11 protein-coding genes are annotated in these 13,838 nt (G+C 45.8%); 1 reads left to right on the top strand and 10 read right to left on the bottom strand.

Going from position 1 to position 13,838, the window contains the following annotated elements; genetic code table 11:
* Positions 1-105: 105 nt before the first annotated feature.
* From K6T99_05885 to K6T99_05840, 10 genes are all read right to left on the bottom strand, one after another.
* A complete protein-coding gene (locus K6T99_05885; GenBank protein MCL6519343.1) occupies positions 106-2,490 on the bottom strand; it encodes an alpha-L-rhamnosidase in 2,385 nt (794 codons plus the stop codon).
* A 22-nt stretch (positions 2,491-2,512) separates the two neighbouring features.
* Positions 2,513-4,234, bottom strand: coding sequence for a hypothetical protein (locus tag K6T99_05880; protein ID MCL6519342.1), 1,722 nt, complete (start codon positions 4,232-4,234; stop codon positions 2,513-2,515).
* Between the two features lie 38 nt (positions 4,235-4,272).
* On the bottom strand, positions 4,273-5,382 hold the full coding sequence (locus tag K6T99_05875) for a DegT/DnrJ/EryC1/StrS family aminotransferase (GenBank protein ID MCL6519341.1): 1,110 nt from the start codon (positions 5,380-5,382) through the stop codon (positions 4,273-4,275).
* Positions 5,383-5,416: 34 nt separating this feature from the next.
* Positions 5,417-6,367, bottom strand: a complete 951-nt coding sequence (locus K6T99_05870; GenBank protein MCL6519340.1) for a ketose-bisphosphate aldolase — start codon at positions 6,365-6,367, stop codon at positions 5,417-5,419.
* A 219-nt stretch (positions 6,368-6,586) separates the two neighbouring features.
* A complete protein-coding gene (locus K6T99_05865) occupies positions 6,587-7,561 on the bottom strand; it encodes a carbohydrate kinase (protein ID MCL6519339.1) in 975 nt (324 codons plus the stop codon).
* An 85-nt stretch (positions 7,562-7,646) separates the two neighbouring features.
* Positions 7,647-8,192, bottom strand: a complete 546-nt coding sequence (raiA, locus tag K6T99_05860; protein ID MCL6519338.1) for a ribosome-associated translation inhibitor RaiA — start codon at positions 8,190-8,192, stop codon at positions 7,647-7,649.
* Positions 8,193-8,309: 117 nt separating this feature from the next.
* Positions 8,310-10,133 (bottom strand): hypothetical protein, encoded by a 1,824-nt coding sequence (locus tag K6T99_05855; GenBank protein ID MCL6519337.1) that lies wholly within the window; start codon positions 10,131-10,133, stop codon positions 8,310-8,312.
* Between the two features lie 51 nt (positions 10,134-10,184).
* On the bottom strand, positions 10,185-10,601 hold the full coding sequence (locus K6T99_05850) for a secondary thiamine-phosphate synthase enzyme YjbQ (GenBank protein ID MCL6519336.1): 417 nt from the start codon (positions 10,599-10,601) through the stop codon (positions 10,185-10,187).
* A 21-nt stretch (positions 10,602-10,622) separates the two neighbouring features.
* Positions 10,623-11,015, bottom strand: a complete 393-nt coding sequence (locus K6T99_05845; protein ID MCL6519335.1) for a cupin domain-containing protein — start codon at positions 11,013-11,015, stop codon at positions 10,623-10,625.
* A 13-nt stretch (positions 11,016-11,028) separates the two neighbouring features.
* The gene (locus K6T99_05840; GenBank protein MCL6519334.1) at positions 11,029-11,415 is read right to left on the bottom strand and encodes a RidA family protein; all 387 of its coding nucleotides are present in this window, start codon (positions 11,413-11,415) and stop codon (positions 11,029-11,031) included.
* Between the two features lie 187 nt (positions 11,416-11,602).
* Between K6T99_05840 and K6T99_05835 the strand changes: the two genes are divergently transcribed.
* A complete protein-coding gene (locus tag K6T99_05835) occupies positions 11,603-13,486 on the top strand; it encodes a diguanylate cyclase (GenBank protein ID MCL6519333.1) in 1,884 nt (627 codons plus the stop codon).
* Positions 13,487-13,838 lie beyond the last annotated feature (352 nt).

Below are 13,838 nucleotides of genomic sequence, written 5' to 3'. Positions count from 1 at the left end.
CTAGCAGAATTGGCGCAGGTGGTCAAGATTTGTTATCAAAGAGTTTTGTCATGTGATTGTAATTTTGAATAATATTGGAAAGCTGTTACATTCTCAGAGACGCCATTAGTGATGATAAATCTCTTGCTTTCCGGGTTTGAGATTCAAAGTCGTGTCGCCATATGTAAGCGTTCCGAATGTGTCCTCTGGTAATTCAATTGAGCCATAAAGTTTGCTGTCTTTTATTGCGAGGTCAACCGAAATAAAGCCATTTGGATGAGGTAATTTGCCCTTTGCCCAGGTAAGTGGCCAAATTTGCGGTTCAATCCTTACTTTCCTAAAGCCTGATTCCGAAGGACGAATTCCAAGCACCGACGCGAAATAATGATATATTGGGTGAGCACCCCATGCGTGGCAGTCAGAACGGCTTGGCTCAGGATGCTCAAAAGTTGTTTTAAAACCTAGACGTTTGAGGTCGAACCAAAGGCTCATTCGTTCAAAAAATCGGTCCATGCGGCGAATAAGACGGTAAGTCTCGAACAAATAATGGGTGAAGTATATTGTTGTGCGCTCAAGGTCGGGGTCGTCAAGCAGCCCACGGATAACGCTATTGCGTTTTGATTCGTCAATATTTCCAGAGAGAAGAGCTAAGCATTGGGTGTGTTCACTAAATCGAGTTTTTGCCAAATTATCTGCAAAAATTCCTCGGTCCTGGTGCCAGAATGCCTCTTCTGCAGATTTCCTAATCTGATATGCAAGTTTTTGATTTCGCTTGGCAAGCTCTCTTTCACCTAGCATTTCTTCGAGTTCTGCTGCAAGACCAAGGATGAGAATAAATTGCCAATTTATAACGCCGCTCACACCTTTATCGCCATCGGGAGGTATTCCATTTCCCCAGCTTGGCACCCAGTCCATGAAGTTCCATCCATTCGGCGCCTCCAGAAGGTTGTCATTGTTTACCCAGCGTCTGAAAGCATCGAGCACTGCACGGACACCCGGCATGCGTTCGCGAACGAATTCAATGTCATCTCGCCACATGGCATAATCATGGACCATACCAATCCACCACAGGGAGAATGGCGGTATAATTTGCATTATGCGGCTTGGATAACGGGATTGCGTAATTCCTGAAATTTTTCGCGATTGATCAAATTGCAGAATTGCCTTTCTTGGAAGGCGGTCATCCTGTGTAAAAGTGTATGTGGCTAGGACTTGAAGACGGACATCGCCAATATATTGAAGTTGTTCATAGTAGGGGCAATCCATATATGTTTCATGTGAGCACATTTCGAGTGCACGTCGAGCAATAGGGACAACTTCTTCTAGGCGTGGGTCGGCAGATGCAAACTCCATTTGTATGTCATAGGGGTAATGGGTTTCGCGGATGCCTAATTTCTCGATGGTCAATGGTTCATCTGCAGTGGAAACAAGCACTTCGAGATATCTGCCAGCTTCCCACCAAAGCGTTGAAAACTCGCGTTTCGAGCCCCCGTCTGGTTCGAATATGTCGCCGACGCCGATGAAATACTTGTTTTCTACAACATCTCGGTTTCCCTTTGGTCCGCCTTCGGGCTTTTCATAAAGTGCTTCTGCCCATAGGATTCGAACTTTTGAACCTTCGCCGCCTGTGGTGACCAAGACAGGGTATGCGCAGTAGTAATTGCCTAGGTCGATAATTATGCGCCGCATACTATTTGGGGCAATTGTGAGCATCGTTTTTCCTTCTAGGAGCTGATTCCATTCTTCTGCTTCATGAGCAAGGTGTTTATCTGCCTTCACTTGAATTGGATGCGTATCTTCAGTGGCAATTGCTTCGATATGGCGCACAACTCCCACCGTGATATCCTTTTCAAGCATTGGTGGAAGCATGGCAGGTCGAAGCATCCAAATGGGTGGAAATTCGTTTGCCGTTGAGGCGTTCGCTGCTTCGCCAACGACCTCAGCTTGGGTCCAACCATCTCCTTCACCCTTTTCAAAGCCCCATGGGAAGTCTGAGCCGACGATATTTAACTTTGCGCCAGTGCCCCATGCCATGCCGGGATTAATAAACTTGTGTCCACCAAGCCTTTTGCTTTCCCAGCGTGCTAAGCCTGTGTTTATAAGTTTCTCATCCACACCTTCAGCGGCGAGCAGAAAACCAGGCCGAACCGTGTGCTGGGCATATGGGGAAGGTCCGTTTGGGCCAAGCCACCAGGTTTTGGCAACAACCATGTGCTTACCAGCCGGGATATCAAGATCATAGGTTTCATAGAACCAATTTTCGCGGTCGCCGCGCTGTGGCCCACGGCCAATGTGCCTGCCGTCGAGGAATAGCTCATATCTTTCGTCTGCGCTCACATGAATGCGAAGTTTTGTCCTTTTTGTTAAATTGAACTCTCTACGAAAAGCAGTGACGGATGGTTCTGTGCCTCGTACTGCTGGGTGGCTTATCCACTTGGCGGGCCAATCGCCGCGCCTCATCCAGTGTGCGCTATTGTTTTCAAAGGGCTCTTTTTCTAGGATGACTTGCATAAATTACTCCTAATCGAAGTTATTATCCAAATTTAATTTCAACCCTTGTTTCGCCCGGAGAAACGGCAATCATTAGCCAGCCAGATTGCCTATCTAGCTTGATAGTGCGATAAGGAAGAGACGTACTAGGCAAAGCTCCGAAATATCTTAGTTTTACGATACATCCCAACTTGGAAGGCGTTTGAACGATAAATGTTTCCTTGCCGTCTGTTTTTCTGATGTCTTTGATCTGGCTGTCGTTGCGGTCCATCCACCATTTCGCAAGTGCATCGGGGGTGGAATGCGCCGGCGTAATTCCCCATTCTTCAATCAATGACAGCAGCTTGTCGATTGCATTGCGACACGTTTTTTGCTGGGAAATATAGATGGGATGATAAAAGAAGTTCATTGTAGAGCCGTAGTGGATGGCAAGTTTCAGCGCTCGTTCAAGCGTTGGAAAGTCGGTGCCCTCAGCAGTGTACCCAACTTCATAGGCAGTAATTGGGAGCTCAATTACACCAGTTCGTCGGTTGCCGTAGGTGTGATTGGCATATATATTGAAAGGAAACGCCGTGCCGAACGCAAAGCCAATAGTGTTTGTTGGGTTGAGCACATCAAGTCGCTTGTGAACGAATGAGTTGTCGCCTCGTATGCACACTTCGCTCAACCAAAGAGCTGGTTCGTGGTAATTTGTCCATCGACACCAGTGGCAGTTTGAGGTTAAAGGCTGTCTGTTAAAATGCTTAATGAAGGCTTTTGCTTGTTTTAGAAGGTCCTTGCGTGAAAATCCGGTTGGGTGGGCGAAGCCATTAATAAAGTCAAAGTGAGGAGCAAGCTCGGTGCCTAATTCGTCAAGGCAACGAATTTCGCCAGGATTCAAGCCATATTTTCCATTGAGAAGCATGCAATTGATATGATACGGAAGTTTCCGACTTGTCATAAATTCGGCAGCTGGAATTTGAACGCCAGTACTACCTTCATCATCCCCGCCATAAAATAACAAAACATCGGGGATTTTATCGTTAATGGGCGGAAGACGGTGGATGAGAGGAATGCCTGATAACCCGATAAAACGCTCAAGGAGAATCAGCAGTTCATCTGTATACGGGATTTCCGGCTCATAATCTCCAGTAACCAATGCATCGCCAGTGCGGAGATATCCGTCACCGTCGTAATCTGCATCCACTGGTCTACCTTGTTGAATCACCCAGAACGTTTTTGCAAGGTCAAATCCAAAATAAAAAACCCAGCCATCTCCATATTTTCGGCTTGTTATGACGGCGTGATTTTGGGTGGTGGCAATCACTGTAGAGCTCTCAGCATTGACTAGACGCATTCCACTAGCAATGAGGAGGGGTTTACCAATGTACATTGGGAAGCGAATGTTGTTGGTGTTTTGTATACCTTCGGTTAAGTGAAGCTCACCAGTTATTGAGAATTCGTCGCTTGACTGGGGAATTTGCCTAAAGAATCTGTTTCCGCATATGCCATCCAGCCCACTGGTTCCGCATGCGAAAAGTGCTCCGCCATTGCGAACCCATGCATCAAGATTAGGAGCTAGGCTGCTAGCATCGATGCTACCTAGGAAAAGTATACTGAAGTCATGGAGTTTCCTTGGAAGGTCGACAGTATAGATTTTTTCGGCGGTTAGCCCCAGACGATTCAGTACTTCCTCGATATAGGCCCACCAGTAGGTCTTGCCTTCACCGTTTGTTTTTTCCCACTGTGCCTCGTCAATAGCGTAAGCGGCTTTTAGGGGATCCATTCTGCCTTTCTCCAAGTCATTGGCGCAGGAGTAATTGCTTAGCCTTGTAGTTTCTCGATTACAGTATGTAACTTTTCAGCCGAGGCTTTAGCAGTGTCCTCAGGTACTAGGGTGTAGGCTAAAACCATTCGTGGTATAGCCTTTTCTGCAATTGGGCAGAGGCCATCTGGGTACTCGACCTTTTCCTTTACGCTACCACAGTGAAACGCATGGGCAAGACGGTCTTTTATTACTGGGTGTTTATATGCTGGCATCCCTGTATAACCCACATTTATTCCGCATTTTGACTCCTCAATTGCCATGCGGAACTCTTCCAGGCTGAGGCCATACTCTTCGCCCCTAAAATTAGCTGCCCAGAAATGGTATGTGGACTCGGCGTTCGGTGCACATTGTGGGGAAAGCCATTTGCAATCGGCGATGGCTTGGTCGAAGTACTTTGCGTTTGCCTTTAGACCTTCTATGAGTTTGGGAAGTTTCTCTAACTGTGCAATTCCAACAGCAGATGTCAGCTCGTTCATTCGATAGTTATAGTGCAAGCCGTATGCGACTGAGTAGAACGTTGGCGCGCCGGCATGGAGATCAAGCTTCTTAGCTAGTTCCTCATTGTTTGTTGTTGCCATTCCGCCATCGCCTAGCGACACCTGCTTACTTGCTTGGAAGCTGAATGAGCCTATATCTCCGAGTGTGCCGGTGTACCGGCCTTTGTATTTTGCTAGAATAGCGTGGGCAATGTCTTCAATCACAAGAAGATTATGCCGGCGCGCAATTTCCATGATTGGGTCCATGTCCGCAGGAAGGCCCCAGGCATGTGTCACTATAACAGCTTTTGTTCGTTCGTTGATTACCTCTTCTAGCTTCGATGGATCGAGAGTATGTCTATCCGGGTCTATGTCAACAAACTTGGGGATTGCGTTGTTATAAAGACTAGCTAGCGCCCCAAATATAAACACAGGGTCGCAGATTACTTCAGTTCCTGCTCCTGCACCTGCACATATGACCGACGCATGTAGCACACTCATGGCGCAGTTCATTGCTATGCCGAACTTTGCGCCAATCATCGCGGCAAATTCGGCTTCAAAGCGCGTGGTAAACGGCCCATTCAGCGCTCCAAGCTGTCCTGAGCGAATAACCTCGCCCAGGAGTTCCATTTCCCTCTCTCCATAATCTCTCTGAGCCATGGGTTTACTTTTTCAAAGCTGCGCGTACGGCTTCGAGCTGGCCAGCAGAGCCCAAAAGCTCATTTCGGCTAGCTATGAATTTTGCGTATTCTTCCATGAAAATCTTGCCAATTGGACGGAAGTCGAAGACCTCAGGATGGTCGCGGAAGAACTCTCGGTGCACCCTTGTCCATACCAGACGGCCGTCAGTGTCAATGTTAATCTTGCATACACCTAGCTTGGCTGCTGGTAAATATTGGCTTGGGTCTACGCCTTTTGCTCCTTTTAATGCTCCACCAGCTGCGTTGATTCGCTCTACTTCTTCTTGAGGTACGGAGGATGAACCATGCAAAACCAATGGGAAGCCAGGAACTAGCTTCTGTATTGCTTCGATGACCTCGAAGTGGAGCCTTTGAGTGCCCGAGAACTTGAAGGCTCCATGGCTTGTACCGATTGCGCATGCTAGGCTGTCGCAGCCAGTCCGCTCGATAAATTCGGCCGCCTGCTTCGGGTCGGTTAAGTGAGCTTTCGCCTCGTCGACACTGATGTCTTCTTCCACTCCACCTAGTTGGCCGAGCTCAGCCTCAACGCTGATGCCCTTTGCGTGGGCTGCTTCTACAACTCGCTTGGTGACAGCAACGTTATCTTCGAATGGCAGGTGGCTTGCATCAATCATTACCGAAGAGTAGAAGCCGGATTCTATGCAATCATAGCATGTCTCTTCATCGCCGTGATCGAGATGAACCGCAAAAATTGCGTCAGGGAAGATTTCGTTTGCTGCACGAATCATGGCTTCAAGCAAAAGCTTGTGGGTGTATGACCTTGCGCCCTTCGAAATTTGAATAATGAACGGGGCTTTGGAGTTTATGTTGCCTCTAAAAAGGCCCATCGTCTGTTCAGCGTTGTTAATGTTGTAGGCGCCAAGGGCATACTTGCCATATGCGTGTTGGAAAAGTTCTTTTGTTGTGACAATCATAATTTACCTTAACTCCTTATAGCTTAATTTTGCTCAGAGCTTATTAGGTTTGTTCACTCTGAGTTGGAAGCGGATAATTAGTTCCTAAATAGTTTAGCGGATATATGCGATTTTTGGCAAGTATTCTTCTTGTTGCGAAGGAATTACTTTTGCAAAAGTGTTCTGCTAGATACAATATAGACTATTAAATATAGGCCTATGGCAACCTTCTTATAAGCTTTATTGTTTAATGAGTGTTTCAACCTCAGTGCGCGTGGGGAGCGCAGTTATTGCTCCATGTTTGGTTGTTGTTATTCCGGCTACAGCATTTGCAAACTTAAATATTTTATGGATTTCATCTTCTTCAAGCTCAGCTATCTCGTTTGGATTTATGGTTAACGACAAGAGATAAGATAGCATTCCAGCGACGAAACCGTCACCAGCGCCTGTGGTGTCAACTACTTTGACGTTTAAGGCTGCCTCATATCCTTCAAGTCGTGTGGTTCTGAAATAGCAACCTTCAGCACCAAGGGTCACAGCTAGAAGGGCAATGTTCGGATAACTGCTAATTAATTCTTTTGCTCCTTCGGATACGTTGTACTTGTTGGTCAAGAATGCTAGTTCTTCTTCGCTTACTTTGACTACATGCGGATAAATCATTGCCGCTAGCATTTGCTTCTTGGCTTGGTCGAGACTTGGCCAAAGGGGCTTTCTTAGGTTGGGGTCGTATGAGATTAAAAGGTTGTTTTCAACTGAGCATTTTATTGCTGCTTCGGTCGCAGATTTGCACGGTTCGGATATAAGCGTTATAGAGCCGAAATGGAAAGCCTTGGCGGATTTGATGAATTGCATGTCAAGCTCATCTTGTCTGAGCAGCATGTCGGCGCTGGGGTTGCGGTAGAACATGAACTCTGGGACACCTTCTGCGCTTAGAGCGACGAAGGCAAGGCCAGTAAGCGCTGTTTTATCAAAAATCAATCGGCTAGTATCAACGCCATTCTCTCGGAATGTTTTTTCAAGGAAGTGGCCGAAAGGGTCATCGCCAACTTTGCCTACGAATGCACTGGGATTGCCTAGCTTTGAAAGCCCTGCAGCTACATTGGCAGGTGCGCCACCGGGTGCCTTCTTGAAGGTTGTGACTTCCATTAGTGGCACTACGCTCTCCAGCGGAATGAAATCTATTAATGCTTCGCCAAGGCAGACAACGTCAGGCATGATAGGGATGAAGCTGTAAATTTGTTATCTTTAATAGAAAAGTTCTTTATTGCTAATTTTCTAATTAATTTCTTACATGTCAAACTTAAGGTTCGATTAAACCATAGTGTCCATCTTTTCGTTTATATAAGACGTTAATTGCATTTGTATCGGCGTTGAGAAATACGAAGAAGTCGTGGTTTAATAGCTCCATTTGTAGTGCGGCTTCCTCGGGAAGCATCGGTTTGAGCGCGAACTTCTTCGTTCGTACAATCTCTGGCGCCTCTTCTTCCTCTTCTACCAGGATCTCTTCTTCTTCCTCTTCGGCAACTGCCTTGATTATTTCCTTTGGGGGTTCTTCATGCACGCGGTCGTAAAGCTTGCCTTTGAATCGCTTGATTTGCTTTTCTAGTTTTTCAACAACTTGGTCTATAGATGCGTACATGTTGTCTGAGCGCTCTTCGCCTCGGAGGACTATGCCATCACCCTCGAGCATAACCTCGACAATGTGCCAGTTGCGTTGCACGCTTTGTGTGACGATTGCTTCTTTAATTTCGCTGAAATATTTGCCAAGCTTTTCTATCTTTTTTTTCGCATACCTCTGCAGGGCGTCCGTCACTTCCATGTTTTTCCCTTTGACGGTTACTCGCATCTGCTTGTGAACTCCTTTCAACAGACATGCAGGTTGGTTTAACTATAGGCGTAAAGTACGCCGCCGCCTGCCAAAAGCATCGTAGCGCGTCAACTGTAACATACGCTATAAGGTTTGTCAATGGCGTGTAGACCTTACTATCCATATCGCGCTGTGGGGGCGGAGTACTATTACGTTTGTCCTGCGCTTTTCTTTTGGAAACACGAGCGCATTGCTCACTTCCGAATAATGAATAGGAACATGTCCATGATTGACCGCTATATCAATTTCATACCCATTACCAATTAATAATCCTGTTTCAACATTTACATGTCGAGTTAATCGCGAAATTCGCAGTTCACTGATTCTTGATACTATTTGCTTTTCAAGCTTGCTCAAACTTGAGTTGTCTTTCAATTGCACCCGGATGACTTTTGTTCCCTTTTTCTCTGCCTGACTAATTGCTTTCTCAAAATCTTTTGAGTAAGGAGCGTTTGGAACAACAAGAAAACGGTATTGCCCAATTTCCCTTGCGCTTGTGAAAACCCAATCCACCGTAATATCGTTCTTAATGAATAGATTGTGTAACTTTACAAGCCAGCGGTCGAGGGAGAGTTCGTCATCGTTGGAGAGTGCATATGCTTCGTAAGGCATTACAATAGCTGCTCTGGCGGGAGCTGGCTTAGCAGCGTATATGTAAGGAGCGACTTCCTGAAATATCGCATTAGCTTCAGCTGCTTCAGCACACGTCTTTTCTTGCCAGAGTGGGGCATCCTTTTCTCTGCGGCCGATGCTGGCTATACCTGCACGATCATCTCGTTCATTATATCCATAGTGAAGGGGCAGCAGGCAGCGAAGCGATGCTATCCCCAGCATTTCCGCTTGTCCCCATGGGCGGTGGAATTCGACTGGGCGTGCACTCCAGGCTTTGTATCCGGAGTCTAGATAATACTCAATAGCGCCAATCCGCCCCACAGATGCTGATTTTATTAAGTCTGCATCTGCAAGTAGATATTCGATGCCATCGTCGCCGTCGTGTTCGCTGCATATTATATCAAAGTCTCTCCAAAGCTCTGGACGGATTGCTCTTCTGCCGATGCCTCCTTGGTTGACCCCGCTTTTGCTTTCCTCTAGCAAGCCATGTTGGCGAAAGCAGACCATTGTATAAAGTCCTGGAAACTTTGCCTTTAATTCCCGAGCAACTGCACACCAGCCATTCGAGAGATATTCTGCTCGGAAATCGTTCCATAGCACTAGGGCTTCTTGTTTGTTTATTTCAGACGGCATGGGTGGTTTGTAAACGAGAACTTTGCCAATGCGCTTCTTTTGGTATTCGACAAACTGCTCTGCAGTATCTGGTGAATAATCTATCCAATGGCCGTCATAGTCTGCCATGCCAGTTTCATATATAACTAGCATTACTGGATGATGTTTGCCATCCGGTCCTAGGATTCTAGGGAAAGCGGGATGGTTAATGTATCGCGATAGCACTTGGGATTGGTATTCGACCATAGCATCAATGAACGATTGGTCGCAGAACCGCACCTGGGCGCCGATAGCGAATCCCGTGGGTGGGCCGCCTGTTTCAGTTATTGGGAGCTTTATGCGCGAGAAAAATGGGCCGCCAGCGTGGAAGCAAGCATTCCATTGGTCGGGCATGACATAAATACCCAGGCTTTTTGCTTTTTCGTAATAATGGTCCCATACCTCACTCAATGACAAATGGGTATAATCGGTAAATGCGATTGTCCAACCCCTTGCCGCTATATCTTCTAGGTCGCGGTCCATTAGGTAGTATTCATCTGGAAAATTGTAATATCGTTCGTAATACATAGTAGCAATGAAAGGCTTCCCATTTTGAAGCATCCCAATGAATTTTTTGGGCTTTTGGATATCGTTGTTCCCTAATGCAAGTGAGGACATCATAATATAAAGTACACCAAAAAGAAGCGCTATGCGCACCCCCCCGGCTCTCCTTTGAAGTGTTTTGTTTGCAAATCGCTATTTGGTTTTCTATTCTCCATATACCGTCACAAGAATTGTGCGGCGGCGGGGCTTGATATCGCATTCGAGAAAGAATATCTGTTGCCAAGTCCCTAGGACCAGCTTTCCATCCGCAATTGGGACAGTTAGCGAAGGTCCGAGAAGCGTAGCTTGAAGATGCGAATGGCCGTTTCCATCATGCCAGGTTTTTTCATGGGCGTAATCGCGACTGGGCGGAATCATTCGGTTGAGAATTGCTGGCAAATCTTTGGCAAGCCCTGGCTCAAACTCAATCGTGCCGACAGCCCCGGTGCTTCCGATATTAAAAACATTGACAATGCCCTTGATTACTCCTGACTCGCGGACAATTGTTGCAATTTGGTTCGTAAGATCATGCATTTCGTGGCTTTCACGAGTGTTGATGTTTATCTCAGATTGATAAACCATTTTTCTTTAACCTCTCGCTTTTTATGTTGGAAAGTCACTTGGCAATGGTTTGGCAGGCACTGGGTGGCCTTTGCTTTTTTCTTCATCCTTATGAAGGTGGCCAATGCGTCCTCCTTTTGGAGTGGCGTCTTCAAACCAAAATGCCCATAAATCCTCGTAAACTTCTATAACGTCGTGTTCGTCGCCAGCACGGGTGCAAACAATATCTCCAGGTTTGACATAATACTCATGCCCTTCGGACATTACTTTTGCCTTACCCTGAAATATAAGCCAATATTCATCGCAGTCATGAAAGTGACAATCAAATCTTCCATTTTCTCGAGGGACGCCGAATATCCCGGCACTTGTAACTTTGCACCACTCAGGTCGGTTTCCCTCACCCATTGGTTTCTCAGACGTGCGGATTACTGGCATATTACCCTCCTTGTTATTGACCCAACCAGGCAATCGCTTCGATTTCAACTTTGGCATCTTTTGGCAATCTGGAGACCTCAACGGTGGCTCGTGCAGGGGGTTCGGTATCGAAATATCTAGCATATACTTCATTTACAATCGCAAAGTCGTTCAAATCAGCCAGATAAATTGTTGTTTTTACCACATCGTTAAGCGTTGCTCCAGAATCCTCGAGAATGTTCATGATATTTCGCAAAGCCCGGTCTGTCTGGGCTGCTGTGTCTCCCTCTACGAATTTGCCCGTAGCTGGGTCGACCCCTATTTGACCGGAGATAAATAGAAACTCGCCAGCTCGAATTGCTTGTGAATAAGGACCAATTGCAGCAGGGGCACGTGATGTAACAACTGGTTGTTTTGTCATTTCTAAATACCTCCCTTTGAGGCTGACTTTTAGTCATTATATTCACCAAATATTGAAAAAACAAGCGAAAGTCAATTTCTTTTGGCTTTGTTTTACTCTAAGAAACTCACCAAGAAATCCAATAATTAATTTGAGCAGTTCAAATATTATCAGCTTTTGCAAAGCAAGTAAGTTTTGGTGGGATAGTATGAGGAAGTTAAAATTAAAAGGCAATCTTGAGTCAAGATTGTGCATCTTGACTTCGGGATTGCTTTTTGCATTACTCCTTGCTGTGGGGCATTTAGTTATCTCGGAACAATCAAAAGCTCTCAATGATCAAAAAACCGATAAATACCAGGTACTCTCAAGAATTCTCGCGCTTTCGTTTTCTCCTATAACTGAAGTAGGTGATATGAACAAATATAGAGCATTTGCTGAGAGATTTATGAAGGCGGATGCTGACATCTTGTTTGTAGTTATAAATGAACCAAGCGGGAAGACTATATTTGCCCAAAGCCGACTGTCTAAGGATTACAATCAGAAGCACCCATTTGGTCGTCAGTCTTCAAAACTTCTACGCTTCCTTCGAACACTTGACCTTTCTGAAGGTAAAAACTTCCAAATTGTGAACATTCCAACAATGATTAAGCCTGGGGAAATGGGCACGATTGGAGTCGGCTTTGGCACTCAGACGGTTGATATGATTATTGAGGGTTTGCAAGCGCGATTGTTATGCGTTTTTGCTGTAGCTTTTCTTGTAGGGTTGGTAGGAACAATCTCATTGGCGAGGACAATAAGCAGGCCAATAAAGCAGCTTACCGCGGCAGCCCGGGCTATTTCTTCCGGTAATTTAGATGTTGCAATACCAATAAAGTCTGCCGATGAAATTGGAGAGCTTTCAAGAGCGTTCAACCATATGGTTGTGGCTCTTAAAGAAAGTAGAGATCGCTTAATTGAACGTGCTAACACTGATGGACTTACGGACCTTTATAATCACCGTTATTTTCAGGAGCGCTTAGGAAAGGAGTTAAGTCGGGCTGAGCGATATGGCCGACCACTTTCCATCATTATGTTGGATATTGACCACTTCAAGGCGCTGAATGATACGCATGGGCATCCTGTCGGGGATGTTGTGCTCCAAGAAGTTGCCAAATTGCTTGTCAGCTCGGTGCGAGATATTGATGTAGTCAGCCGCTATGGAGGTGAAGAGTTCGCTATTATACTTCCAGAGTCCCAGGCGTCCGAGGCTGTTGCTGTTGCAGAAAGACTTAGGTCAGCAGTAAGGAGGCACTGCTTCATTGGTAAAGATGGTCAAAGCATCCCTGTTACCATCAGCTTAGGGGTGGCGCAGTACCCTATTCACAGTACTGAGCGCGAAGGCTTGATAATGGCTGCTGATTTAGCCATGTACCAGGCGAAGTCTATGGGCAGAAACCGCGTAGTTGCGTTTAGTAGTGACTTTTCAACGGACAAGTCTGCTGACCCATACCGACTTTATTTACTGCTTCATGCTACTGATATTAGTACAATCGAGGCCATAGCCGCAGCAGTAGATGCAAAGGAGCAGAGAGAACCCGGTACATCTTGCGCCGTAATGCAAGATGCTGTTGCCCTAGCAGAAGCGCTTGGCTTATCGGAACAAGAACGAAATGACGTAAAGATTGCAAGCTTATTGCATGACATCGGCAAGCTTGGCATCTCTGCTTCTATTTTGAGGAAGAAAGGGGATCTTACCGAGGAAGAAAAGCGAGTCATTAGAAGTCATCCAGCCTTAGGCTATGCTATTGTTCAGAAATCGCCTCATCTGAAGTCAATGCTTCCAGGAATTCTTTATCATCATGAAGCTTGGGATGGAAGCGGTTATCCGAACTGTTTAAAGGGTGAAGAAATTCCTTTGATAGCTCGAATAATTGCAATTGTAGATGCTTACCATGCAATGATGACGGACAGAGTGCACGGCAAAAAGATGACACCTGATGAAGCAAAGGAAGAGCTGCAGCGTTGTGCAGGCACACAATTCGACCCAAATCTGGTAGAGCTGTTCATTAATATATTAGACAGAAGGAAAGCAGATAACAGGATGGCGGCATAAGAAGAGAATTTTGCAGTTGTTTTTGAATAAAGCAGGTGTAGAATATTTAAGGGGCAGAAGCCAAGGCTTCTGCCCCCATTTTTATTACTAAACGATCAATCATGCAATCATGCTTTGACTGTGGCGCAGTGGTTTAAGCATGCAACGGCTCTTGACAAAACTGAGAAAATGTTTAATAATATATAAACAATTTCTCCCATTTTACCCTCGACCATACCATGGAAGGCTTGGCGTAGGGTAGCAACTCCTTCAGAGAAAAGGAGCTAGGCAATGTGCAAAAAGTGCTACTGCGCTCAAATGGTACTCCCCTTCCTAGTTAGTTGCGTGTTATCGTTGTTTTTAGCTAATTTTG

Source organism: Armatimonadota bacterium (assembly GCA_023511795.1).
Lineage (GTDB): Bacteria > Armatimonadota > UBA5829 > DTJY01 > DTJY01 > JAIMAU01.
The sequence above is the reverse complement of the archived record's forward strand: the minus strand, read 5'-3'. Positions and strand labels throughout refer to the sequence as shown.

Bases quoted from the DNA above. Each gene is read 5' to 3' on its own strand.
- K6T99_05885 (MCL6519343.1), bottom strand. From the start codon at position 2,490: ATGCAAGTCATCCTAGAAAAAGAGCCCTTTGAAAACAATAGCGCACAC.
- K6T99_05880 (MCL6519342.1), bottom strand. From the start codon at position 4,234: ATGGATCCCCTAAAAGCCGCTTACGCTATTGACGAGGCACAGTGGGAA.
- K6T99_05875 (MCL6519341.1), bottom strand. From the start codon at position 5,382: ATGGAACTCCTGGGCGAGGTTATTCGCTCAGGACAGCTTGGAGCGCTG.
- K6T99_05870 (MCL6519340.1), bottom strand. From the start codon at position 6,367: ATGATTGTCACAACAAAAGAACTTTTCCAACACGCATATGGCAAGTAT.
- K6T99_05865 (MCL6519339.1), bottom strand. From the start codon at position 7,561: ATGCCTGACGTTGTCTGCCTTGGCGAAGCATTAATAGATTTCATTCCG.
- raiA (MCL6519338.1), bottom strand. From the start codon at position 8,192: ATGCGAGTAACCGTCAAAGGGAAAAACATGGAAGTGACGGACGCCCTG.
- K6T99_05850 (MCL6519336.1), bottom strand. From the start codon at position 10,601: ATGGTTTATCAATCTGAGATAAACATCAACACTCGTGAAAGCCACGAA.
- K6T99_05845 (MCL6519335.1), bottom strand. From the start codon at position 11,015: ATGCCAGTAATCCGCACGTCTGAGAAACCAATGGGTGAGGGAAACCGA.
- K6T99_05840 (MCL6519334.1), bottom strand. From the start codon at position 11,415: ATGACAAAACAACCAGTTGTTACATCACGTGCCCCTGCTGCAATTGGT.
- K6T99_05835 (MCL6519333.1), top strand. From the start codon at position 11,603: ATGAGGAAGTTAAAATTAAAAGGCAATCTTGAGTCAAGATTGTGCATC.